20 protein-coding genes and 1 pseudogene are annotated in these 22,579 nt (G+C 70.9%); 6 read left to right on the top strand and 15 right to left on the bottom strand.

Features of this window, described 5'->3' with window-relative positions; all coding sequences use genetic code 11:
* Positions 1-7: 7 nt before the first annotated feature.
* The 4 genes from IG98_RS0106595 to IG98_RS0106580 form a co-directional block, all read right to left on the bottom strand.
* The gene (locus IG98_RS0106595) at positions 8-637 is read right to left on the bottom strand and encodes a TetR/AcrR family transcriptional regulator (RefSeq protein ID WP_030906994.1); all 630 of its coding nucleotides are present in this window, start codon (positions 635-637) and stop codon (positions 8-10) included.
* 13 nt (positions 638-650) lie between these two features.
* Entirely contained in the window at positions 651-2,927 is a 2,277-nt protein-coding gene (locus IG98_RS0106590) for a YhgE/Pip domain-containing protein (protein WP_030906991.1), read from the bottom strand.
* Entirely contained in the window at positions 2,924-3,673 is a 750-nt protein-coding gene (locus tag IG98_RS0106585) for an ATP-binding cassette domain-containing protein (RefSeq protein ID WP_051751694.1), read from the bottom strand. Before IG98_RS0106585 ends, IG98_RS0106590 begins: the two co-directional genes overlap by 4 nt.
* Before the next feature lie 123 nt (positions 3,674-3,796).
* Positions 3,797-5,143, bottom strand: coding sequence for a M20/M25/M40 family metallo-hydrolase (locus IG98_RS0106580; protein ID WP_030906985.1), 1,347 nt, complete (start codon positions 5,141-5,143; stop codon positions 3,797-3,799).
* Positions 5,144-5,436: 293 nt separating this feature from the next.
* Between IG98_RS0106580 and IG98_RS0106575 the strand changes: the two genes are divergently transcribed.
* Positions 5,437-6,831 carry an aspartate aminotransferase family protein gene (locus IG98_RS0106575; protein WP_030906982.1) on the top strand — a complete coding sequence of 465 codons (1,395 nt, stop codon included), beginning with the start codon at positions 5,437-5,439 and terminating at the stop codon, positions 6,829-6,831.
* Between the two features lie 60 nt (positions 6,832-6,891).
* Complete coding sequence (gene ald / locus IG98_RS0106570; protein ID WP_030906979.1) at positions 6,892-8,007, top strand: alanine dehydrogenase; 1,116 nt, start codon at positions 6,892-6,894, stop codon at positions 8,005-8,007.
* 69 nt (positions 8,008-8,076) lie between these two features.
* On the opposite strand, the gene IG98_RS0106565 is transcribed toward ald, so the two are convergent.
* The 5 genes from IG98_RS0106565 to IG98_RS0106545 form a co-directional block, all read right to left on the bottom strand.
* On the bottom strand, positions 8,077-9,489 hold the full coding sequence (locus tag IG98_RS0106565; RefSeq protein ID WP_030906976.1) for a tetratricopeptide repeat protein: 1,413 nt from the start codon (positions 9,487-9,489) through the stop codon (positions 8,077-8,079).
* A gap of 99 nt (positions 9,490-9,588) precedes the next feature.
* Positions 9,589-10,728, bottom strand: coding sequence for a sulfite exporter TauE/SafE family protein (locus IG98_RS52355; protein WP_281178447.1), 1,140 nt, complete (start codon positions 10,726-10,728; stop codon positions 9,589-9,591).
* Positions 10,729-10,938: 210 nt separating this feature from the next.
* On the bottom strand, positions 10,939-11,568 hold the full coding sequence (locus IG98_RS46620; RefSeq protein ID WP_084195195.1) for a Uma2 family endonuclease: 630 nt from the start codon (positions 11,566-11,568) through the stop codon (positions 10,939-10,941).
* Between the two features lie 91 nt (positions 11,569-11,659).
* Entirely contained in the window at positions 11,660-12,307 is a 648-nt protein-coding gene (locus IG98_RS0106550; RefSeq protein WP_030906968.1) for a response regulator transcription factor, read from the bottom strand.
* Complete coding sequence (locus IG98_RS0106545; RefSeq protein WP_030906965.1) at positions 12,304-13,431, bottom strand: sensor histidine kinase; 1,128 nt, start codon at positions 13,429-13,431, stop codon at positions 12,304-12,306. The genes IG98_RS0106550 and IG98_RS0106545 overlap by 4 nt, the downstream gene beginning before the upstream one ends.
* 131 nt (positions 13,432-13,562) lie before the next feature.
* Between IG98_RS0106545 and IG98_RS0106540 the strand changes: the two genes are divergently transcribed.
* The gene (locus tag IG98_RS0106540) at positions 13,563-15,389 is read left to right on the top strand and encodes a gamma-glutamyltransferase family protein (RefSeq protein ID WP_030906963.1); all 1,827 of its coding nucleotides are present in this window, start codon (positions 13,563-13,565) and stop codon (positions 15,387-15,389) included.
* 157 nt (positions 15,390-15,546) lie between these two features.
* Here IG98_RS0106540 and IG98_RS53150 read toward each other — a convergent pair whose 3' ends face one another.
* The 4 genes and pseudogenes from IG98_RS53150 to IG98_RS51815 form a co-directional block, all read right to left on the bottom strand.
* A complete protein-coding gene (locus tag IG98_RS53150; RefSeq protein ID WP_245651439.1) occupies positions 15,547-16,038 on the bottom strand; it encodes an NAD(P)/FAD-dependent oxidoreductase in 492 nt (163 codons plus the stop codon).
* Between the two features lie 94 nt (positions 16,039-16,132).
* Positions 16,133-16,519, bottom strand: a pseudogene (locus IG98_RS53145) (flavin-containing monooxygenase); the annotation flags it as partial.
* Positions 16,520-16,943: 424 nt separating this feature from the next.
* Complete coding sequence (locus tag IG98_RS0106530; RefSeq protein WP_030906961.1) at positions 16,944-17,996, bottom strand: flavin-containing monooxygenase; 1,053 nt, start codon at positions 17,994-17,996, stop codon at positions 16,944-16,946.
* 256 nt (positions 17,997-18,252) lie between these two features.
* A complete protein-coding gene (locus tag IG98_RS51815) occupies positions 18,253-18,429 on the bottom strand; it encodes a hypothetical protein (protein ID WP_169750083.1) in 177 nt (58 codons plus the stop codon).
* A gap of 132 nt (positions 18,430-18,561) precedes the next feature.
* On the opposite strand from IG98_RS51815, the gene IG98_RS0106520 reads away from it, so the two are divergent.
* Positions 18,562-19,356 carry an SURF1 family protein gene (locus IG98_RS0106520; protein WP_030906959.1) on the top strand — a complete coding sequence of 265 codons (795 nt, stop codon included), beginning with the start codon at positions 18,562-18,564 and terminating at the stop codon, positions 19,354-19,356.
* 29 nt (positions 19,357-19,385) lie between these two features.
* Positions 19,386-19,697: a DUF3817 domain-containing protein gene (locus tag IG98_RS0106515; protein ID WP_030906957.1), complete on the top strand. Its 312-nt coding sequence runs from the start codon at positions 19,386-19,388 to the stop codon at positions 19,695-19,697.
* Positions 19,698-19,786: 89 nt separating this feature from the next.
* Here IG98_RS0106515 and IG98_RS0106510 read toward each other — a convergent pair whose 3' ends face one another.
* Positions 19,787-19,978, bottom strand: a complete 192-nt coding sequence (locus IG98_RS0106510; protein ID WP_030906954.1) for a hypothetical protein — start codon at positions 19,976-19,978, stop codon at positions 19,787-19,789.
* A gap of 279 nt (positions 19,979-20,257) precedes the next feature.
* Between IG98_RS0106510 and IG98_RS0106505 the strand changes: the two genes are divergently transcribed.
* A complete protein-coding gene (locus tag IG98_RS0106505) occupies positions 20,258-21,178 on the top strand; it encodes a winged helix-turn-helix transcriptional regulator (RefSeq protein WP_051751688.1) in 921 nt (306 codons plus the stop codon).
* Between the two features lie 15 nt (positions 21,179-21,193).
* Here the strand turns inward: IG98_RS0106505 and IG98_RS46615 are convergent, their stop codons facing one another.
* Positions 21,194-22,561, bottom strand: a complete 1,368-nt coding sequence (locus tag IG98_RS46615; RefSeq protein WP_051751687.1) for a protein kinase family protein — start codon at positions 22,559-22,561, stop codon at positions 21,194-21,196.
* Between the last annotated feature and the right edge of the window lie 18 nt (positions 22,562-22,579).

The raw sequence follows: 22,579 nt of genomic DNA, 5'->3' as shown, positions 1-22,579 counted from the left end.
CGGGGATTCAGCCGGACAGCCGGCCGTGCAGGAGGTCGACGAGGGTGGCGTGGACCTGCTCGACGGGCCGGTCCGGATGCAGCGCCCGGCGCTCGATCGAGACGGTCAGCACCATGCCGAACACGGCGGTCGCCGCGGTGTCCACGTCCAGGTCCTCGCGGAGCACCCCCTCGCTCACCGCCCGGCGCAGCACGTCCAGATAGACGCCCAGCACCCGCTCGCGCAGCGCCGCCACCGCCTCCTGCCAGGCGGTACGCCAGATCTCGGCGAGCAGCACCCGGGCGAACGCGCCGTACTCCTCCAGGAACCGCAGTTGCGCCATGACCACCGCGTCCAGCGCCTCCAGTGGGGGCCGGGCCACTTCGGCGGCTCCGGCCAGCGCGTCCGCCAGCTGCTGGATCCCGTGTTCGAGCAACGCGCCGAAGAGCGCCTCCTTGCTGCCGAAGTTGTAGAAGACGGTGCCCTTGGCCACCCCGGCGCGTTCGGCGATCGCGTCGACCGTGGCCGCGGTGTACCCCTGCTCGGCGATCACCTCCACCGCGGCGGCGAAGACCTTGAGCCGTGTCTCGGCCCGTCGCCCGTCTCCCTCGCGCGCACTCGCGCCTCTCGCCGCCGACCGGCTCCGCTGCTCCGTCACGGGACAACCGTAGTCACAGCGCGAGCTCCGGGTGGAGGCGGCGTATCGACCAGGTGCGGCCCCGGTGCGCCGCGTGCACGCTCAGTGCCAGGCCCAGCACGGTGAACGCGGTCAGCACGCCGCAGCCCTGCCAGACCACGGTGAGGTCGCCGCCGCTGATCAGTCGCCGCAGCGCGCTGACCACCCAGCTCATCGGGAGCCACGGAGAGATCGTCTGGAAGAAGCCGGGCGAGGTCTCGATCGGGTAGGTTCCCGCGGCCGAGGTGAGCTGCAACATCAGCAGCGCCAGCACCGCGATCCGTCCGGGCGTGCCCAGCAGGGCGTTGACCGCCTGCACGATCGCGGTGAACGCCGCCACGGTGAGCAGCAGGAATCCCGCGACCCCCGCCCAGTGCGCGGCCTCCATGCCGAGCCCGAACCTGATCACCGCCAGCAGTACGCCCACCTGCGCCGAACCCAGGACCAGCGCCGGCACCCATCCGGCCGTCGCGATCCGCCAGGCGGGGGCCGTGCCGGCGAGCAGACGCGGGTTGAGCGGGCGCAGCACCATGTAGGTCACCATCGCGCCGACCCAGAGCGCGAGCGGGACGAAGAACGGCGCGAATCCGGTGCCGTAGTCGGGCACCTCGTTGACCACCTGGCTGGCCAGCCTGACCGGATCGCTCATCATGTCACCGCGGCCGGCTCGCTCGTCCGTGCCGTAGTCGGGGATCTGCTCGGCGCCTTCCCCGAGTTTCTCGCTCAGCCGCCCCGACCCGTCGGCGAGTTCGCCGATACCGGCGGTCAGCTCTCCGGCACCGTCGCGCAGGCGGCCGATCCCGGTGTCCACCCGGGCCGCGCCGTCGCTCAGCTTGACGATCCCGCCGCCGAGCTCGGACAGCCCGCTGCCGAGGCGGGTGGCGCCGTCGCCGAGCTGCGAGATCCCAGAAGTGATCTTCTTGTTGGCCGCCGACGCCCGACCGAGGCCCGCGCTCACCTTCGCCGAGCCCTCGGCAAGCCTGCCGAGCCCCTCGTCCAGCTGGTTGATCTTGTCTCTGGCCTGGTCGAGCCGTTGCCCGGCGGCCGGTGCGACCTCCGCCGTGCGGCTCGCGATCTCCGAGATCCTCCGGGCGTCCCGCCGTAGCCCGGCCACCGCGTCGCCACCGCCGCCGGGGCTCCGCAGTGCGGCGGCCACCTCCTCGGTGGACTGGGTGAGCCGGTCGGCGATCGCGCGAAGCCGAGGGTCGGCGTCCGCGCCGCTCCCCAACGCCTCCCGCAGCTCCCGCGCCTGCCGCAGGGCCCGGTCGGCGCCCTGCGCGGCCCCGCCGGACGGTGCCTCGGCGCCCTCGGCGACCCGGTCGGCCCCCCGCTCGACGGCCTGGGCCAGCTCCCGCAGCCGCGCGCCGTTCTCCTCAAGCACCGGGACGACCTCGTCGGCCACCTTGTTGAGCCTCGGCACCTGGGCGTGGATCTGCTGATAGGCCTGTGCGTTGCCCTTCGCGATCTGCTTGGCGCCGCCGGTGAGTTCGCTCAGTCCCCGGCCCAGCTCGCGCGAGCCGTTCTCGGCCTCGCCCAGGCCACCGGCCAGCCGGTCCGCCCCCGCCGCCAGCCTGCCCGCGGCGGTGTCGGCTCCGCTCAGGCCCGCGGCGAGCTGACGAGTGCCGTCTCTGGTCTGGCCGAGGCCGGTGCGCAGCGCGGACGCGCCCTCGCGCGCCTTCGCCGTGCCGTCATGGAGCTCGTCCGCGCCGTCCGCCGCCTTCCTGGTGGCGTCGTGCAACTCGCCGAAGGAGACGAAGACGTTGTCCCAGTAGTCCTTCAGCGCCGTACCGGCCGCCGCCGACCTGACCTCGGTGAATACCGCGTCGGAGATGGTCTTCATGATGTAGCTGCGGCCGGTGTCCACCCGCACGCCCAGCTCGGCGGGCACCGGGGTGCCCTCTCCGGAGGGCGAGGCGAGGCGGGCGCTGAAGTCGGCCGGGATGGTGAGGGACAGGTAGAAGCTGCCGTCGTTCACACCGTCGGCCGCCGCGCGCGCGTCGACGGTGCGCCAGCCGAGGATCCTTCGCTCCCGCAGCTCCGCCGCCAGCTCCCGGCCTGCGTCGACGGTCCTGCCGTCGACGGTCGCGGGCCGGTCCTCCACGACCAGCGCCACCGGGATGTTCCCGAGGTTGCTCTGCGGATCCCAGAAGGACCACAGGTACAGCCCGGCGTAGAGCAACGGCAGCACCACCACCGCGGCCAGCGCCGCCCGGGTCAGCCGCGATCGGGTGAACCGCCGCAGCTCCAACCGTCCCGCCCGCAACGATCTCATCGCTCCTCTTCCCCGTCCTTCGGGTCCCCGCCGGACACGGTCGGCGGCTCGTCCTTGCGATCCTTCGTGACCTGCGGGTCTCCGCCGGGCCCGGACCGCGCGTCGGCGACGGCCGTCACGTCGGGGCAGGGCAGGCGCACCACCAGGGGCAGGTCGCTCTCGGTGCACGAGGCGACGACGGTCAGACCCCGCTCGGCGAGGTCGCGCAGGGTGGCCCAGAGTTCCTCGCGCCGATCGACGGCGAGGCCGGTGTCGACGTCGTCGAGGACCAGCAGCCCGGGTCTGTCGAGCAGCGCGAGCGCGATCCCGAGCCGGACCCGCCGCTCCCGGCCCAGGTCGCGGACGAGGGTCCGGTCGAGCGGATCCGGCTCCAGCCCGGCCAGGGCCAGCGCGTCGGCGGCCCACTCCCGCCGGCCGCGGCCCCGTGGGAGGCGGGGCCCCCGCTCACGCACGTGCTCGCGAACGGACAGCGCTCCGTCCAGGTCGTTCACCCCGTCGAACAGGCCGAGTGCGGCGATCCTTCGGATCGCCCTCGGGGTGGTGTACCGGCCCACGGCGAGCGTCCCCGAGCCGGGCCTCATCCGGCCCGCGAGGCTGAGCAGCAGGCTCGTCCGCCCGCTGCCGGCCTGCCCGGCGACGGCGGTGAGACTGCCGGGCCCGGCCTCGATGCCGACGTCGCGATAGACCCATCCGCGCTCGCCCCGCAGCGAGAGCCCCGCCGTGCGCACCCCGACACCGTCGAACACCGTTCCGCCGTTCTTTAAACTGACTGGTCAGTGCAAAAACTATCACGCGAAACGCCGCCGCCCACCGATGGGGAGGAACCCCGGCACGAACCCGTGGGTCTCGTGCCGGGGTTCCTCGGGCGATCAGGCCGTCGCGGAGCCGTACTCCTGGAGGAAGAGCGCCTCGGCGGTGGCGGTGCGGCGGAGTTCCTCGATGTTCACCCGCTCGTTGGGGGCGTGGATCGCCGCGTCGTCGTCCTCGGCGCCGAAGAGCAGGATCGCGGCGGCGGGGAACTGCCTGGCGAAGGTGGAGACGAGCGGGATCGAGCCACCGGCGCCGACGTCGCGCGGCGGGCGGCCGAAGGCACGCTCCATGGCCCGGTTCAACGCGGAGCGGGCCGCGCCACCGGTGTCGGCGAGGTAGCCAGAGCCCATGGTGTAGTCGCCGACGTCCACCTGGACGCCCCAGGGCGCGACCTGCCGCAGGAAGTCGACGACCGCCCCGATCGTCGTCTTCGGGTCGCCGGCCGGGGGTACCCGTACGGTCACCCGGGCCCTGGCGACGGCCTGGACCGCGTTGACGGCGCCGGAGACCGGCGGCACGTCCAGGCCGGTGACCGTGATCGCGTACGAGGCCCACAGGCGGTCGGCCAGCGAGCCCGAGCCGATGGTGGAGACGCCGTCGAGCACGCCCGCGGTGGACCGGAAGTCCTCCTCCGACGGGCCAGAGCCGAGGAAACTGCCGCGCGGCAGACCGGGGACGCGGATGTCGCCGTGGTCGTCGTGCAGGGCGGCGAGCATCCGGATCAGCGCCGCGAGGGCATCCGGGGCGGCACCGCCGAACGAGCCGCTGTGCAGCGACTCTTTGAGGGTGCGCACCTCGATGGTGAAGGCGCCCATGCCGCGCAGCGAGGTCGTCACCGACGGATCGCCCACCCGGGGGTTGCCGGTGTCGGCGACCACGATCGCGTCGGCGCGGAACAGTTCGGGGTTGCGCTCGACGAAGGACTCCAGGCGCTCGCCGGCGTACTCCTCCTGGCCCTCGACGATGACCTTGACGCCGACCGGGAAGCGGCCCTGGAAGGTGCGGAGCGCCGCTACATGGGAGATGACGCCGGACTTGTCATCGGCCGCGCCACGACCGTGGATCGCGCCGTCGACCTCCGTCGGCTCGAAGGGCGGGGTGCGCCAGAGCGCGAGGTCACCCGTGGGCTGCACGTCGTAGTGCGCGTACAACAGGACGGTCGGCGCGCCGGGCGGGGCGGGGGCCTCGGCGTAGACGGCGGGGAAGCTCCCTTCGACGGGGATCTGCTGGACCCGGGGCAGGCCGGTGCTTCGCAGCAGTTCCTCGGTCAGTGCGGCGGCCGCGTGCACAGGCTCCTCCGGGTGGCCGGGGAAGGCCACGGAGGGGATGGCGACGAGCCTCTTGAGGTCCGCGATCGCCTGGGGCAGGCCGGCGGTGACGGCGTTCTCGATCTCGTCAGGAGTCACGACTTTCCCTCGCATCTGAATATCTGGTCCGCCCTATTGGATCACAGCCGCCGACGCGGAGGCGCTCGCACATGGCGTCGGCGCGCCAGAGTTCCGCCAAGTGGAACAGGGGGTTGGGTAAGATTCCGGACGCCGGTGTCGGTCACCGTCGCCAGATGACGGATTTCGTCGTTGTTGCATATATGTTTTGCGGATTTCGATGCTCTAAACACTTCAATACCACGTTTTCACTTGGCAAGAGTGGTTCTGGCAGGCAGACTGTTGAGAGCTCAGCCAAGCGAGGGAAGATCGTGATGAAGCACCCTGAAAACACCGACGTGACCTCACTCATGAAGGCCGCGCAGGACAACCTGTGGATGCACTTCACCCGGCACAGCTCGTACGAGGGCGCCGAGGTGCCGATGATCGTGAGGGGTGAGGGCTCCTACATCTACGACGTGCACGGCAAGCGCTACCTCGACGGCCTCGCCGGGCTCTTCGTGGTCCAGGCGGGACACGGCCGCAGCGAGCTGGCCGAGGCCGCCGCCAAGCAGGCCCAGGAGCTGGCGTTCTTCCCGCTCTGGTCGTACGCGCACCCCAAGGCGGTCGAGCTGGCCCAGCGCCTCGCCGCCGAGACCCCCGGCGACCTCAACCGGGTCTTCTTCACCACCGGCGGCGGCGAGGCCGTCGAGAGCGCGTGGAAGCTCGCCAAGCAGTACTTCAAGCTGACCGGCAAGCCGCTCAAGCACAAGGTCATCAGCCGCCAGATCGCCTACCATGGCACCCCGCAGGGCGCCCTGTCGATCACCGGCATCCCCGCCTTCAAGCAGATGTTCGAGCCGCTTGTCCCCGGCTCGGTCCGGGTGCCCAACACCAACCACTACCGCGCCGACGAGATCACCGGCGTGCCCGGCATGACACCGGAGCAGTACGGCTACTGGGCCGCCGAGCGCGTCGCCCGCGCCATCGAGATGGAGGGCCCCGACACCGTGGCCGCCGTCTTCGTCGAGCCGGTGCAGAACGCCGGCGGCTGCTTCCCGCCGCCGCCCGGATACTTCCAGCGCCTCCGGGAGATCTGCGACGAGTACGACGTCCTGCTCGTCTCGGACGAGGTCATCTGTGCCTTCGGCCGCCTCGGCACCATGTTCGGCGGGCAGAAGTTCGACTACGTCCCCGACATCATCACCTGTGCCAAGGGCATGACCAGCGGCTACTCGCCGATCGGCGCCATGATCGCCTCCGATCGCCTCTTCGAGCCGTTCAAGAACGGCACCGAGATGTTCGCCCACGGCTACACCTTCGGCGGCCACCCGGTCTCCTCGGCCGTCGCGCTGGCCAACCTCGACCTGTTCGAGCGGGAGGACCTGCTCGGCCACGTCACCCGCAACGAGCCGGTCTTCCGCTCCACCCTGGAGGGTCTCCGCGACCTGCCGATCGTCGGCGACGTGCGCGGCTCCGGCTACTTCTGGGGCGTCGAGCTCGTCAAGGACAAGGCCACCAAGGAGACCTTCAACACCGAGGAGTCGGAACGTCTCATCAGGGGCTTCCTCTCCGGTGCCCTGTACGAGGCGGGCCTTTACTGCCGCGCCGACGACCGGGGCGACCCGGTCATCCAGCTCGCCCCACCGCTCATCTGCGGACCCAAGGAGTTCGACGAGATCGAGTCCATCCTGCGCTCGGTGCTGCAGGAGGCGTGGAGCCGGCTCTGAGCGCGCGCGGCTCGCCGAGGTTCACTGTGACATCCCGTCGAAACCCCGAAAGGAACTCCCATGAGGATCGGCGTACCTGCCGAGGTCAAGAACCACGAGTACCGTGTCGCCGCGACCCCGGCAGGTGTGTACGAGCTTGTCCGGCACGGCCACGACGTCTACGTCCAGCGCGGCGCGGGCGTCGGCTCGCACCTCGGTGACGAGGAGTACGTCTCCGCCGGGGCCAAGATCCTTGATTCCGCCGACGAGGTGTGGGGTCAGGCGGAGATGATCCTCAAGGTGAAGGAGCCCATCGCGGAGGAGTACCACCGCATGCGCCCCGGCCAGGTGCTCTTCACCTACCTGCACCTCGCGGCCGGTCGCGAGTGCACCGAGGCCCTGCTGGAGCGGCAGGTCACCGCCATCGCGTACGAGACGGTCCAGGTCGGCAACACCCTGCCGCTGCTCGCCCCGATGTCCGAGGTCGCGGGCCGCCTGGCCCCGCAGGTCGGCGCCTACAACCTGATGCGGTTCAACGGCGGGCGCGGCGTGCTGCCCGGAGGCGTGCCGGGCGTGGCCCCCGCCAAGGTCGTCGTCATCGGGGCCGGCGTGGCCGGGCTCAACGCCGCGCAGATCGCGGTCGGCATGGGCGCGGACGTCACGGTCCTCGACCTCAACATCGACCGCCTGCGCTTCGTCGACGCCATCTACCAGGGCCGTCTCAAGACCCTCGTCTCGACCTCGTACGCGATCGAGAAGGAGGTCCTGGCGGCCGACCTGGTCATCGGGGCCGTGCTGATCCCCGGTGCCAAGGCCCCGACCCTCGTCTCCAACGAGCTGGTCTCCTCCATGAGGCCGGGCTCCGTGCTCGTCGACATCGCCATCGACCAGGGCGGCTGCTTCGAGGACTCCCGGCCGACCACGCACGCCGAGCCGACCTACCGGGTCCACGACTCGGTCTTCTACTGCGTGGCCAACATGCCGGGCTCGGTCGCCAACACCTCCACCTACGCGCTGACCAACGCCACGTTGCCCTACGCGGTCAAGCTGGCCGGCCTCGGCTGGAGGGACGCGCTCAGGCAGGACGCCCCCCTCGCGCTGGGCCTCAACACTCACGCGGGGCGGCTCACCAACGAGCAGGTCGCCATCGCCCTCGACCTGCCCCACGTGCCGGTCTCCGAGGTCATCGCCGCCTGAGCCGGGTGCCGCACGGCCCGCGTCCCACCCGGTGGGGCGCGGGCCGTGTCGTATCGGTCTCCGCATCGGTCACGGGGACCAGCCGGAGCGCAGGGCACGGGCGGTGACCAGGGCCTGCTCGACCTCCGCCGGGGCCGGCCACGCTGCTCCGCCGGGGCGGAGCAGCGTGGCCCGGATGGACGCCAGGTGCTCGATCGCGTCCGGTGGCAGCCCGCTCCGTTCGGTCAGCCAGGCCGTGACGTCCGTGTGGTCGCGCAGTGGCCGGGTGACGAGATCCCAGGTGCCGAGGAGCTCGGTCAGGTCGCCGACCCTCAGTGGGGTGCCGCCCCGCCGGGCCACGGCGGCCGCGGCCAGCTCGGCACGGGCGACGAGCTCGGGTTCGGTGCTCCGATCCCAGAGCGGGGACGGCGGATCGGCGAGCCACCGCTCCGCCTCGCGGGAGAAACCCGCGGCCGACAGCAGCGCGGCCAGTTCGACGGCGGCCCTGTGGTGCCCGGCCTGTGCCGCCTGACGGAACCAGTGCTGCCCGCCTCGCAGGTCGCTGTGCTCGGCGATGAGCAGCAGACCGAAATTGAAAGCGGCCTCCGGATCGCCACCCGCCGCGGCCCGGCTGAACCAGTGGCTGGCCCCTCGCGCGTCGCTCATCTCCACGCACACGAACCCCGCGGTCCGCTGGTCGTCGATCCTGCCGGTGCAGGCGGCCCGCTCGAACCAGGCGCGAGCGGTGCGCAGGTCGCCGAGGGAGAGCGCGATCCCGCCGAGCTGGGACGCGGCTCCGGGGTGCTCGTTCCTGGCGGCCAGCCGGTAGAACGCCTCCGCCCCCTCCGGATCGCGGTTGGCCTGCAGGAAAAGGCCGAGGTGGTAGGCCGCGTCGGCGTGACCGCCCCGGGCGGCCAGCTCCCACCAGCGCAGCGTCTCGTCGTCCTCGCCGGCGGCGTAGCCGAGGAACCCCAGGTCGTGGGCCGAGGCCAGATCGCCGTCCAGTGCGGCACTGCGGTGCCACTCCCCGGCGGCCTTCGTCTCGCCGGCGTCTTCGCAGAGCAGCGCGAGCCTCCTGGCAGCGGCGCGGGAGCCCGCCCTGGCCGCCGTCTCGTACCACCGCCGGGCGGCCGGGACGTCGCCGTGCTGGTCGAGCAGGAGCGCCGCCAGGTTCACCGCGGCCTCGACGTCGCCGGCGACGGCCGCCAGCTCGTACCACCTCGCGGCCTCCCCGGGGGTGCCGTGTTTCTCGTGCCAGACGCCCAGGTTGTAGGCGCTGTCGAGGTTGCCCGCGGCCGCCGCGCGCTCCCACCAGTGCCGCGCCGCCGAGCGGTCACCCCGCTGCGCGAAGTGGCGGCCGAGCAGATGAGCGGCCTGCACGTCACCGCCGTGCGCGGAGAGCAGCAGCTCCGTCTCGCCGTCCGTGTCGTTCTCGTGCTCAGTGCTCCGGGGGGTGGGTATCAGCCCCGCGCTCGCCTCCGGGTCGTCAGGCCACCACCCCATGTCCCCTCCTTGCCGACGGCACGCAGCCGACAGATCACAGGGTCCCATGTAACCAGTCGATCGCGGAGGGTAATCACGGAGTTCCGTCTCGCGTCCGGCTCAGACGAAGTTCACGAACCCCGGATACATTCCCATCGAGCAGCTGTAACGCAGGGAACCCGCGTCCCGCGCGCCGAGCCGCACGGTGGCGGGGAGCGCCACGTCGCGGCCGGCGATGGTGAGGGTCCGGGGACAGCCGGGGTCGCCTTCGAGGTGGAAGACGAGTTCGGTGGGCACTCCCGCGCGAGCGGTCACCACGCCGGGACGGTAGCCGCCGCGGGTGGCCCAGATCTCGATCCGCTGCACGCCGCCACGCGTGGCCGCTCCCGCCGGATCGGCCGCCGTTCGCCCCCTCCGGCCGCCTGCCGTCGCCGGGTCGTCCGTCGCCGGTGCGGGGTGGCCCGCCGCCAGTGCCGGGCCGCCGGATCCGGGCAGCCAGCCTCCCAGGCGCAGCCCCGAGGAGACGGTCCACAGGCCAGCCGCCAGCGCGACGACCCCCGCCAGCGCCGCCAGCCTGGTGGTGGCGGCCCGCCGCAGGAGGAGTCCGAGCAGCGCGAACGCCGGTGCCGTCCCGGCCACGAACCCCGCCATCACCGCGGCCCCGCCCAGTGCCGATCCGCTGGAGACCGCCACCATCTCGACGCTGAGCGTCACCCCGCACGGCAGCAGGACCGTCGCCGCGCCCAGCGCCACCGCCCGGGGCGTGGGAGCGGTGAGCCGGGAGACGGCGCCGCGCTGGGAGACAGTGTCGTGCCGGAGGGTGGTGCCGTGCCGGGAGGCGTTGTCGCGCGGGGAGAAGGCGCCGCGTCGGGAGGCGCGCCCGTCCGTGGTCTCGCCGGGTCCGTGCTCACCGTTCGGTTCGCCGCTTTCCTGATCCTGTCCGCACTCGTGCCCCCGCGGTTCGGGCTCGCGGCCGAACGCGCGGAGCCCGAAGATCATGACCGCGATCCCGGCCACGACGAGCAGCGCGGCCCTGATCTGAGGTCCCAGCTGTACGGCGGATCCCACCAGCCCGAGCAGGACACCGGCCGCCAGGTGGGAGCCGGAGCGTCCGAGGAGGAAGAGCGCGACGGCCGCCGGGTTCGACAGCCCCGGGGCGGGGGCGCCGTGCCCGCCTGAGCAGGCCGATCGGCCACCCGAGGAGAGTCCGGTGAGCAGGCCACCCTGCACGGCCGCGCACGAGGTGGTGCCCGCCACCAGTCCCGCGGCGAGCCCTCCGGCGAACAGCGTGGCCGCCCCCGCGCTCAGCGGACATCTCCGGTGCCACTCCAGATCCCCACGGAGCCAACCTAATCCCGCCGGAGGTCAACCGACAGTGACATTTCCTTACCCAGCGCTCATGCCGCCCTTACCGGACGTCCCGGTTCCTGCCACCGGGGACGCGACCCCCGGGTCGTTCCCTGCCGTCCGTCACGTTGTGCCCTGGGGGGTCGCGAAGATCGACGTGTCGAGGGTGAAGTCGACCGGTTCCGGGATGTGCAGGTGCGAGCCCATCTCGACCCGGGTGGAGGTCCGGTACGCCCCCTCCTTGGGGTCGCTGAGGACCGTCACGGTGGCGGGGGCGGCCACGGGGTCGATGAGGAGCATCACCGGGACGCCGCCGGAGGCGTAGATGTCGGGCTTGCGGTCGCGGTCGTCGGTGACGCTTCCCGGCGACACGATCTCGGCCACCATGAGCAGGCCGGAGGAGAGCAGCTCGCGGGTGCCCCAGCGCGGGCAGTCGACCCGGGCCAGCACGAAATCGGGAACAACTGGGTCATAGGACCCGTCGATGCAGACCGCGACGTTGCTCGTGTACGCCTCCAGATCGCCATCCGTGATCAGTGGGTGGAGTCGTAGGGAAAGGAGCATCGCAGCTCGGGCGTATTCGGGGGTCCCCAGTGGGCTCACCACCAACCTCCCGTCGATCACCTCGGCCCGTAACCCCGGAAGGGAGGGAAGCGCGTCGAAGAGCTCGCGCGGTGTGTGCGGCAGGCGTCGGGGCGCGGTCTCGGGTGAGGGACACAGATCCGCGTGGCGCCGTCGTAGTCCTGTTTCCATGCCCATATGCCCCTCCGTGCTGTTGTGGACACGCTGAGTTTTCCAGGGTGAGGGGGGTGAAGCGTGGAATTCCAGTGAGAAAGCGTGAGGGTCAGACCCAGCCGGGGCGGACAAGGCCGGATTCGTAGGCGATGACGACGAGCTGGGCGCGGTCGCGGGCGTGGAGTTTCATCATGGTCCGGCTGACGTGGGTCTTGGCGGTGGCCGGGCTCATGAAGAGCTTGCCGGCGATCTCGTCGTTGGTCATCCCGGTGCCGACCAGGGCGAGGACCTCGCGCTCGCGGTCGGTGAGCAGGTCGAGGTCGCGACTGCGGTGCGGCTCCTTGGCGCGGCTGGCGTACTCGGCGATCAGGCGGCGGGTCACGCCGGGGGAGAGCAACGCGTCGCCTCCGGCCACCACCCGGACGGCCTGGATGAGCTCGGCCGGTTCGGTGTCCTTGACCAGGAAGCCGCTGGCGCCGTTGCGGAGGGCCTCGAAGACGTACTCGTCGAGCTCGAAGGTGGTCAAGATGATGATCTTCGGCCCGGGAGGCATCTTCCTGGTGGCGGTCAGCCCGTCCATGCCGGGCATGCGGATGTCCATCAGGACCACGTCCGGCTGGTGCTCGGCGGCCAGCCGCAGGGCCTGGGACCCGTCGCCGGCCTCGGCCACCACGGTCATCCCCGGTTGCGCGTCCAGCAGGGCCCGGAACCCCGCCCTGACGAGGGCCTGGTCATCGGCGAGGACAATCTTGATCATTCGGACTCCTCCGGGATCGGCAGCCGGGCCTCGACGCGGAAGCCCCTTCCATGGTGTGCGGCGGTCAGCGTTCCCCCGAGGGCCGAGGCCCGTTCCCGCATGCCGGGGACGCCGTTGCCGCTGCCGAGGCTCTCTCCGGGGGCGTTGCCGCCCGAGTCGGTGACCCGAAGGGTCAGCGTGCGGGGGCCGTAGTCGAGGGCGACCGTGACCGAGGCGCCCGGGGCATGCCTGGTGACGTTGGTCAGGGCCTCCTGGACGATGCGGTAACCGGCCCGGTCGACCCCGGGAGGCAGCGGCCTGACCTCGCCGGTGACGTTCTTGACGACCCGCAGCCCGCTGCGTTCGATGAGTTCGTCGAGCCGGTCCAGGCCGGCGGTCGGGGAGCGGGGCGCACCGTCGCGGAGCACGTTGAGCACCGAGCGCATCTCGGTCAGCACGTCCTTGGACGCCTGTTTGATCGTGGTGAGCGCGGTCTTCGCCTGCTCGGGGTGGTCCTCGATGAGGTGCAGCGCGGTGGAGGCCTGGACGTGGATGAGGGAGATGTTGTGCGCGAGTACGTCGTGCAACTCCTGCGCCATGGTCAGCCGCTCCTCGCTGGCCTGCCGCCGCACCTCCTCCCGCTCCACCCGCTTGTGCTCGGCCTGCCGCTCGTTCCTGGCCCGGGAGAACTCCGCCACCACCAGCACCAGGCCCATCAGCGCGGCCATCGCGAGGTTGTGGAACCAGCCGGGAGAGCGGGCGGGGGCGAACCAGGACAGGTAGACCGCGAAGAACACGTAGGCCAGGCCCCACAGCGGCCATGCCACCCGCCGGTGGCCGCCGACCACGGCGGTGTGGAACGCGATGATCGGGCTGAGGAAGACCGGGCCGTAGGCGTGGCCCAGGCCGACGAAGAGCAGGGTCGCGCCCACCGAGACGATCACGCTGATCGCCGGGTGGCGATGCCGGACGGTCAGCGCCAGCGGTCCGGCCAGCAGCAGCGCGTAGCCCAGCGGACCGAGCGGGACGCGGAGCATGCCGGTGTCGTGGATCTGCCACCACTGCACGGTGTGGGTGCCCACGACCTGGAGGGCCCCCACGAACAGCGGGAGGAGGAGGTCGATCCAGCGGGGTTTGGCACGCACGCTCAGCACTTTACGTGCGCTTTCGCAGCGTTTGCGTCCCTTCAGTGATGTATGTGGCACTACACCCTTCGGGGGAGGGAAGGGGCTGACAAGGGTCACCGGCTGAGTCAAGCTGTCTGCGGGAGGTCTTCATGATCAGTCGTCGCATCACCCCCCTGGCGGGGATCCTGGTGGGAAGTTCCTTACTGCTTGTCCAGCCCGCGCTGGCGTCTCCGCCCGCGCTGTCCCCATCCGCGCTGTCCCCATCCGCGCTGTCCCCATCCGCGCTGTCCCCGTCCGCGGTGTCTCCACCGGTGTCGCAGGCGGAGAAGAAACCCGTCGCGGAGGGGTCCGGTGGCGCGGTCTCGACCGTCGACCTCGACGCCAGCAAGGCCGCGCTGGGCGTGTTGCGCGAGGGCGGCAACGCCATGGACGCCGCGGTCGCCGCGGCCGCCACCCTGGGCGTGACCGAGCCCTACTCGGCGGGACTGGCCGGCGGAGGGTTCATCGTCTACTACGACGCGCGCCGCAAGAAGATCCACACCATCGACGGCCGGGAGGCCGCGCCGAAGGCGATGGGCCCTGCCTCCCTGGAGGGCATCCCGTTCGACGACGCGGTGACCAGCGGGCTTTCGGCGGGGGTGCCCGGCAGCGTGGCCCAGTGGGAGCTGGCGCTGCGCAGGTTCGGCACGCTCTCGCTGCGCCAGGCGCTGAGACCCGCGATCGACGTCGCCACCAGGGGATTCAAGGTCGACCAGACCTTCTACGACCAGACCGCGGCCAACGCCGCCCGCTTCAAGGACTTCACCTCCACGGCCAAGCTCTACCTGCCGGGCGGTGCCCCGCCGCCGGTCGGCTCCACCTTCCGCAACCCCGAACTGGCCGACACCTACCGCAGGCTCGGCAGGCTGGGCGGGGAGTGGCTGTACGGCGGTGCCCTCGGCGCCGAGGTCGTGGCCACGGTCAAGAAGCCGCCGGTCACCCCCGGAGCCACCCGTAACGTGCGGCCGGGGCTGATGGAGCTGTCCGACCTGAAGGCGTACCGGGCGCTCGAACGGCCGCCCACCAAGATGACCTACAAGGGCATGGACGTTTACGGCATGGCGCCGCCGTCCTCGGGAGGCTCGACGGTCGGCGAGGCGCTCAACATCCTTGAGGTCCTGCCCGAGGTCGGCGAGCACGAGTACCTGGAGGCGTCCAGGCTCGCCTTCGCCGACCGGGGCAAGTACGTCGGGGACATCCCCGGCGTCCCGCTGAAGGAACTACTCTCCGACGGGTTCGCCAAGGAGCGCGCCTGCCTGATCGGCGAGCGGGCGATGCCACACCCGGCCGCGCCCGGCGACCCCGACGGGATGTACGGGCCGTGCCAGGCGGCGCCGTCCGCGGAGGCCACCGAGACGGCCGCGGAGGGGCCGGAGACCACGCACCTGGTGGTCGCGGACCGGTGGGGCAACGTGGTCGCCTACAACATCACCATCGAGTCGACCGGCGGCAACGGCATCGTCGTCCCCGGCAGGGGCTTCCTGCTCAACAACGAGCTGACCGACTTCACCTTCGGCCCCGCCCCCGGCGACCCGAACCTGCCCGCGCCGGGCAAGCGCCCCCGCTCCTCGATGGCACCGACGATCGTCCTGAACGATGACCGGCCGCTGCTCGCGCTGGGGTCCCCCGGCGGCTCGACGATCATCACCACGGTGCTGCAGATCCTCCTCAACCGTTGGGACTTCGGCATGTCGCTGCCCGAGGCGCTCGCCGCCCCCCGGGCCACGCAGCGCAACACCGCCCAGACTCAGGCCGAGCAGGCGTTCATCGATCGCTACGGTGCCGAGCTCACGCGCCAGGGGCACAGCCTCGTGCTGAACCCCGAGATCGGCGCGGCCACGGCCGTCGAGTTCCTGCGGAACGGGAGGCTCCAGGCGGTGGCGGAACCGACCCGGCGCGGCGGTGGCAGCGCGCTGGTGGTGAGCGAGCGAAGGTAGCCTCTCGCGGCGGTACGCACGGACGTCCGGCGGCGCGGTCTCGGCCGCGCCGCCGGTTTCGGTGACCGGGCCGGTTGAGCGACCGGGTGGCCGATCCGCCGCCGGTCGGGAACGGGTCGCCGGACCCCTCAGCGGATCAGTTCGTAGGCCTCTGGCTTCAGCCTCCGGGTGCGTGCCCAGTACTCGAAGCTGAAGCCGGGCCAGATGGTCCTGTTGACGCCGTGCTCGTCAGGTTCGGGAACCCGGCGGTGGTGATGCCGTAGTAGGCCTCCACGCCGTCCTGCCAGGCCTCCTGGATCTTCCTGCCGTTCCTGCCGATGATCCGCTGGTCCTTCAGGGTCTCGGTGACCTTGAAGCCGGTGCCGTAGACGATCACGTCGACCTCGATCTCCCTGCCGGTGGAGTCGACGATCGAGTTCTCTCTGATCTCGCGCACCCCGTCGGTGATCACCTCGACGTTGTCCCTGACCATCGCCGGGTAGTAGTCGTTGGACAGCAGCATGCGCTTGCAGCCGATCGTGTAGTCCGGGGTCAGCTTGGCACGCAGCACGGGGTCGGAGACCTTGCTGGTCAGGTGGTACAGGGCCGCCCGCTGGTGGGTCCTCATCAGGCGCGGGTCGACGGCGAAGCCCATGGCGAGACTCTCCATCGCCCAGTAGATCGAGGTGCGCAGCGTCCGTGAGGTCCACCGAGTGGTCCCACTCCGCCGAGTGGAAGGAGCTGCCCGCGAAGCTCTCGCGGCCGGGGATCGCGGGGAAGGACGGCACGTGCAGCGCGCCGCCGCCTGAGACCACCGCGTTGGTGGTGATGGCCTCCCCGTCTTCGACGCTCACCCGCCAGTGACGGGCCGTGTCGTCGTACTCCAGTTCGCTGACCTTCGTACCGAACCGCAGATGCGGGGCCAGGTCGTACTTGGCGACGCAGGCTCGCAGGTAGTCCCGGATCTCGGCCTGGCCGGAGAACATCCGAGACCAGTTCGGGTTGAGCTCGTAGGAGAAGGAGTAGAGGTGTGAGGGGACGTCGCAGGCGCAGCCCGGGTAGGTGTTGTCCCTCCATGTGCCGCCGACCTCGTGGTCCTTCTCCAGGATCACGAAGTCGTGGTATCCGGCTTCCTTGAGCTTGATCGCCATGCCGAGTCCGGCGAAGCCGGAGCCAATGATCGTGATACCGGGGCGCGTGCTCATGCGTCTCCTTGCCAGGTTCCCGGCAGCGCCGGTCCCTCCGCGGTGCCGGGTTCTCCGGCGGCGCGGTTCGCGAAGTTTGGACAGGAAGGGTGAGGCGCGGACGCGTGCGGCGCGACCGAGAGGGAGCATCCAACTGCGGTTCGCGCTATTGGAGGCCTTGCTTATGATGAATGGCAGATCTTGTTCGGTCCATACCGGTTGAATATGACGCACCTCACACCGATGTGATCGGCATGTCCCCTGCTCCAGGAACGTCGAAGGGCAGTGCCGTCGGCGTTGTCGAATCGGGCTGTCCGAGCAGGCGTTCCTCGATCGCTACGGTGCCGAGCTCACGCGCCAGGGGCACAGTCTCAACGGGTCGCCGGACCCCTCAGCGGATCAGTTCGTAGGCCTCCGGCTTCAGCCTCCGGGTGCGTGCCCAGTACTCGAAGGTGAAGCCCGGCCAGACCGTTCTGTTGACGCCGTGCTCGTCGAGGTACCAGCTTCTGCAACCGCCCTCGTTCAGGTTCGGGAACCCGGCGGTGGTGATGCCGTAGTAGGCCTCCACGCCGTCCTGCCAGGCCTCCTGGATCTTCCTGCCGTTCCTGCCGATGATCCGCTGCTCGTCCAGCGCCTCGATGACCTTGAAGCCGGTGCCGTAGACGATCACGTCGACCTCGATCTCCCTGCCGGTGGAGTCGACGATCGAGTTCTCCCTGATCTCGCGCACCCCGTCGGTGATCACCTCGACGTTCTCCCTGCCCAGTGCCGGGTAGTAGTCGTTGGAGATCAGGATGCGCTTGCAGCCGATCGTGTAGTCGGGGGTGAGCCTGGCACGCAGCGCCGGGTCGGGGACCTGCTTGGCGAGGTGGCTCAGGGCCATCTTCTCGTGGATCTTCATCAGGCGCGGGTCGACGGTGAAGCCCAGCGCGCGGGTCTCCAGGTCCACCGAGTGGTCCCACTCCGCCGAGTGGAAGGAGCTGCCCGCGAAGCTCTCGCGGCCGGGGATCGCGGGGAAGGACGGCACGTGCAGCGCGCCGATGCCCGAGACCACGGCGTTGGTGGTGAACGTCTCCTCTCCGGCGACGCTCACCCGCCAGTCGCGGGTCGCGTCGTCGTACTCCAGCCCGACGACCTTCTTGCCGAACCGCAGGTGCTTCGCCAGGTCGTACTTGTCGACGCAGGCCCGCAGGTAGTCCCAGATCTCGGCCTGGGGGGCGAACATCCGCGACCAGCCGGAATTGAGCTCGTACGAGAAGGAGTACATGTGCGAGGGGACGTCGCAGGCGCAGCCGGGGTAGGTGTTGTCCCGCCAGGTCCCGCCCAGGTCGTCGGCCTTCTCCAGGATGACGAAGTCGTGGTATCCGGCTTCCTTGAGCTTGATCGCCATGCCCAGTCCGGCGAAACCGGTGCCGATGATCGTGATCCCGGGATGCGTGCTCATGCGATCTCCTTGCTGACCTCTGTCGTCGGTGACCTCTCGGATGGCACGGGTTCTCCGCCGGTTCCGGCTACGGCGATGAGAGCGTTCCGCGCTCGCTGCTATTGGATTCTTTGTCTAATTTAATGAGCGCTGGTCGCGTCGTCCATATGCGTGGCACGGTGACCCTCCTCACACCGACCGGTCGGCACGTTCCTGTCGCCGGGGAACGCGAAAAGCGCCGAGGGCGGTGCCGTCGGCGCTTCGGACTGTCCGGTGGTTAGAGCAGCAGGTATGCGGCCACAACGACGATGACCAGCACCGCGACCACCACGGCCGCCGTGATCGGCAGGGCGAGCGACCGCTTCTCAGGGGCGGCCTCCGGGTCCTTGCGCTGGGCGAACGCGCGGAACGCCTGGGTGTTGCCCGCGGGGTCAATCTGCTGAGGATCAGACATGAGGATGACTTTAGCGATATCGGATGCCTCCCCAACAGTGATTTGTCCACTTTCCCGGGAAGCTCGTTCTCGCACCGGACCGAGGCGGGTGCTGAGGACCGGACCGACCACCGGGGCGGATAGCGTGGTGTCATGCTCCGCATCCTGTTCTCCGCACGCGTGGTGGTGCTCCACCTGCTCGCGATCGGAGCCCTCATCGTGTGCGGGCTGCTGGGCAGGTGGCAGCTCGGCGTTTTCGAGGAGTCCGGCGGGCCCCGGGCACTGGTCGACCCCGCCCCCGTGGCGGTCGCCACCCTCACCGCGCCCGGAGAGCACATAACGGCCGACGCGGTCAGCCGCAGGGTGATCGCGGAGGGCGCCTTCGACGCCTCGAAGCAGCTACTGGTGGCCGAGCGCGACGGGGGCCTGTGGCTGCTCACGGCGCTCGATCTCGGCGACGGAACCTACGTTCCCGTGGTGCGCGGCTGGGTGGCCACGGCGCAGGATCCCGCCGTGGCGGCCGTGCCCGAGGGCAGGGTGACCGTCAGCGGGCGGCTGCAGCCCTCGGAGGCCACCGACAGCGTCCAGCGCCGGACCCGGCAGCTGCCGCAGGGGCAGGTGCTGACCGTGTCGTCGGCCGAACTGATCAATCTCTGGCGGGACACGAAGCTGCGTAACGGGTTCGTGGTGGCCGCTGAGCAGTCACCGGCCCCCGCGGTCGCGGCCAAGCCGGTGAACGCCCCCCCGCCGACCGAGTCCGGGGTGCTCACCTGGCGCAACCTCGCCTATGCCGCCCAGTGGTGGATCTTCGGGCTGTTCGCGGTCTTCATGTGGTGGCACTTCGTACGCGACGCGCTGCGCGGCCGCGCGCGGGAGGACGGCCCCGACCCCGACGCTGAGCCCGCCGCTCCGGAAACCCCCGCTCTGCCAGCTCGCACCGTCCTGTGAACCGAACCCCAAGACCGAGGTAACCGACCGTGGAATCCGCTCTCAAGCCCTTTCGCATCCTGGCGTACGTCGTCGGCGTGATGCTGCTCGTCCTGGTCACCTGCATCGTGCTCAGGTACGGCTTCGGCATCGAGGAGCCCTCGAAGATCGTCTCCCCGATCCACGGCTTCCTCTACATGCTCTATCTCGTGGCCGCGATGAACCTGGGCATGAAGGCGCGCTGGACGTGGCCGTTCATTCTCGGGGTGATGCTCGCCGGCACCGTGCCGCTGCTCTCGTTCGTGTTCGAGCGCAAGGTCACCCGCCGGGTGGAATCGGAGCTGGTGACCGCCCCCGCCTGACCGGCCGGGGCCCTCGCGGACCCGGCGGTCGCGGCCCTCGGGACGTGGGCTCGCGAGGCCGGGCCTCGATGGGCGGGATGGTCTTCAGGTCAGCGGCCGAGACCGCGGCGTCGGGCGCGCTTGAGCCGCTCGCGCTGGGACGGGTCGAGCATCAGGTAGCCGACGACCGGGGCGACGACGACGCCCAGGAGGATCAGCAGCGTCAGGAAACCCGGCAGGAACAGCCACGACAGGAACACCACTGCTCCGGCGCCGATCGCGTACTTCTGGATTGGCGACATCCTCAACATCCTCCGAACGCGGGGCGGATGCCCCGTCTCTTTTCATTGTGCGTCGCCAGTCCAACGGTTGGACCCGCCGCGCGGTTCCAACCGAGATATATCGTGATTCTCGCTGCTCCGCCAGTGCCCTGAGCACCCCGGCGCGTTCCGTGATCGCGATCCTGCCGGGGATCGCGACGGCCTGTCCAGATAGTGGTGGATTGGCGGTTTCGCCGGAGGTCGAAACGATCATGTTTACCGGGAACGACCATGACCACGCGACCACCTGGAGGACACGTTGTGGACGGCGCTGAGCGGGAGCCGGTGCGAGCCGAACTCGGTGCGATCGGGCAGGCGCTGGCGATCCTGGGAGACCGGTGGGTGCTGCTGATCCTGCAGCGGGCGTTCCTGCTGCGGATTCGGACCTTCGCGGGCTGGCGCGACGCGCTGGGCATCTCCGAGTCGGTCCTCGCGGCCAGGCTCAGGGAGCTGGTCGACCACGGCATCTTCGAGCTGTCGGCGTACCGCAACGGCCGCACCCGCTACGAGTACCGGCTGACGGAGCGGGGGCTCCGGCTGTGGGCACTGCTGGTGGCGATCCATGCGTGGGAGCGCGACTGGGTCTCCCAGGGACACTTCCCCCCGCTGCTGCACGAGCTGTGTGGTCAGGACGCCGAGCCCCGCCTCGGGTGCGGGGTCTGCCTGGAGCCGATGAGCGCCCGCGACACCAGGACCGAGCCGGGGCCGCAGGTCGCCTTCTCCCGGATCGGCCCGCCTCGGCGGCACCGCCGTACGGTCCGCTCCGGAACCCCGGCCGACCTGATCGGTTACTGCCCGGCGTCGATGGAGATCCTCGGTGACCGGTGGAGCACCAGCGTGCTGGCCGGGGCGTTCCTCGGCACCTGCCGCTTCGTCGACTTCCAGTCCGGCCTCGGCATCGCGCCCTCGGTGCTCACCGACCGGCTGCGCCGCTTCGTCGAGCTGGGCGTCTTCGACCCCCGGCCCGACGGCTCCTACCGTCTCACCGATCGGGGGCTGGCCTTCTTCGAGGTCTTCGCCCTCCTGGTCGACTGGGCCCAGCGCGAGCTCCCCGCCTCCGAGGGTTCGGCCCTGTCCATCACCCACCTGCGCTGCGGCGCGGCCTTCCGGCCGGTACTGCTGTGCAGAGCCTGCGGCCGGCCGCTCGAACGCCGCGAGGTCCGCTTCCTGCTACCCGGCTGAGGCCCGGACCGGGGCTCAGCTCTCGCGGCTGAGCCTTTCGAGGATCCACCGGGTGGTCCTGAGCGCTCCTTCGCCGGTGGTGCCGTTGGCGTCTTCGGGGACGCCGCGCTGGTACTGGACGATGATCACGAGGTTGGCCGCGCGGAAGCCCACGGAGCTGTTGTAGGTCAGCCCGTTGGTGACCTCGTTGCGGTATGCCTCGGAACCGATCCCGGCCAGTGCCTCCACCGGTTTGACGTGGGTGAGGGCGGCTCCCACATCCGTTCTGGTCCGTTCCCGGGCCTCCTTGAGGAACCTCGCGTAGTTACGCCGGGCAGCCTCGTCGGAGGTGAAGCCGAAGGCGGAGATCCACAGGGTGTACCGCAGGTTCGGAGGCTGATCGGGGTCATTGGTCGCCCATTTGCACTCTTTGTTCTCCTCCGTGGGGGTGGTGTCCAGTGCCAGGTCGTCCGCCTGCTGGGCGGAGATGAGCGTGCAGGGGTCGGGTGTGTGTGCGAAGGCGGTGGGCAGCGCGACCGGTGCGGACCCCGTCGTGGACCCTGTCGTGGACTCGGTGGGGCGGGGCCAGAACCAGTAGGCGGTGCCCAGGAGGAGTACGGCGAGGGCGGCGGCGGCGACGGCGAGGAGAGGCGTCCTGCGAGGGCCGCCGCCGGCTCCGGGCTCCCGGTGTCCGCCGCGGGCGGGCCGGGGGACGAGCCGCTCCAGGGTCAGTCGTACCGAGGTGGCGTCGGGCCGGTGGCCGGGTCCGGCGGCGAGCAGTTCCTCGACCAGCGGGGCCAGCGGGCCGGAAGCCGTCGAGTCGCCGCCGGGCTCGGCCAGTGGTGTACCGCCCGCCGTCAGTGGAGCCGGGCGGGGACCGGTGTGCGGAGCCCGGCCCTCGACGGCGGTGAACAGGGTGCTGCCCAGATCGCGCAGTTCGTCGGTGGACCCGAGGGCGGCGACGCCGGTCAGCACCACCCGCCCGTCGGGGGTGAGCAGCACGCTGTCGGGAGCGGCGGCCAGGTGGACGCCCAGCTCGCGGGCGGCGGCCAGCGCGTCCAGCACGCGGAGCCCGATCTCGGCCGCCCGCTCGGCGGGGAGCGGGCCGTCGGCCCGGACGTACTGGAGCAGTGAGCGCCCCTCGACCGACTCCATGATCAGCCACAACCGGTCGGAACCCGAGATCACGTCGTGCAGGGCGGTGACGCCGGGATGCCGCAGGCCCGCGGCCGCACGGATCTGGTGGAGGAGGCGATCGCGGGACGGCCCGGGCGGCGGCAGCGGCACCTCGGAGATCGTGACGTCGCGGCGGAGCAGTTCGTCGCGCGAGCGCCAGCTCGTCCCCGCGCGGTCGCGGCGCTCCAGCATGCGGTAGCGCCCGGCCAGGAGGCTGGGATCGGTCACGCGAACCCTCCCGTCGCG

Origin of the sequence: Streptosporangium amethystogenes (genome assembly GCF_000721075.1) — a bacterium.
Taxonomy (GTDB): Bacteria; Actinomycetota; Actinomycetes; order Streptosporangiales; family Streptosporangiaceae; genus Streptosporangium; species Streptosporangium amethystogenes.
The sequence above is the reverse complement of the archived record's forward strand: the minus strand, read 5'-3'. Positions and strand labels throughout refer to the sequence as shown.

Excerpts from the sequence above, each read along its gene's own strand:
- IG98_RS0106520 (WP_030906959.1), top strand. The coding sequence starts at position 18,562 with ATGCTCCGCATCCTGTTCTCCGCACGCGTGGTGGTGCTCCACCTGCTC.
- IG98_RS53150 (WP_245651439.1), bottom strand. The coding sequence starts at position 16,038 with ATGGAGAGTCTCGCCATGGGCTTCGCCGTCGACCCGCGCCTGATGAGG.
- IG98_RS0106540 (WP_030906963.1), top strand. The coding sequence starts at position 13,563 with ATGATCAGTCGTCGCATCACCCCCCTGGCGGGGATCCTGGTGGGAAGT.
- IG98_RS46620 (WP_084195195.1), bottom strand. The coding sequence starts at position 11,568 with ATGGAAACAGGACTACGACGGCGCCACGCGGATCTGTGTCCCTCACCC.
- IG98_RS0106550 (WP_030906968.1), bottom strand. The coding sequence starts at position 12,307 with ATGATCAAGATTGTCCTCGCCGATGACCAGGCCCTCGTCAGGGCGGGG.
- IG98_RS51815 (WP_169750083.1), bottom strand. The coding sequence starts at position 18,429 with ATGTCTGATCCTCAGCAGATTGACCCCGCGGGCAACACCCAGGCGTTC.
- IG98_RS0106575 (WP_030906982.1), top strand. The coding sequence starts at position 5,437 with ATGAAGCACCCTGAAAACACCGACGTGACCTCACTCATGAAGGCCGCG.
- ald (WP_030906979.1), top strand. The coding sequence starts at position 6,892 with ATGAGGATCGGCGTACCTGCCGAGGTCAAGAACCACGAGTACCGTGTC.
- IG98_RS0106530 (WP_030906961.1), bottom strand. The coding sequence starts at position 17,996 with ATGAGCACGCATCCCGGGATCACGATCATCGGCACCGGTTTCGCCGGA.
- IG98_RS0106510 (WP_030906954.1), bottom strand. The coding sequence starts at position 19,978 with ATGTCGCCAATCCAGAAGTACGCGATCGGCGCCGGAGCAGTGGTGTTC.
- IG98_RS0106590 (WP_030906991.1), bottom strand. The coding sequence starts at position 2,927 with ATGAGATCGTTGCGGGCGGGACGGTTGGAGCTGCGGCGGTTCACCCGA.
- IG98_RS0106565 (WP_030906976.1), bottom strand. The coding sequence starts at position 9,489 with ATGGGGTGGTGGCCTGACGACCCGGAGGCGAGCGCGGGGCTGATACCC.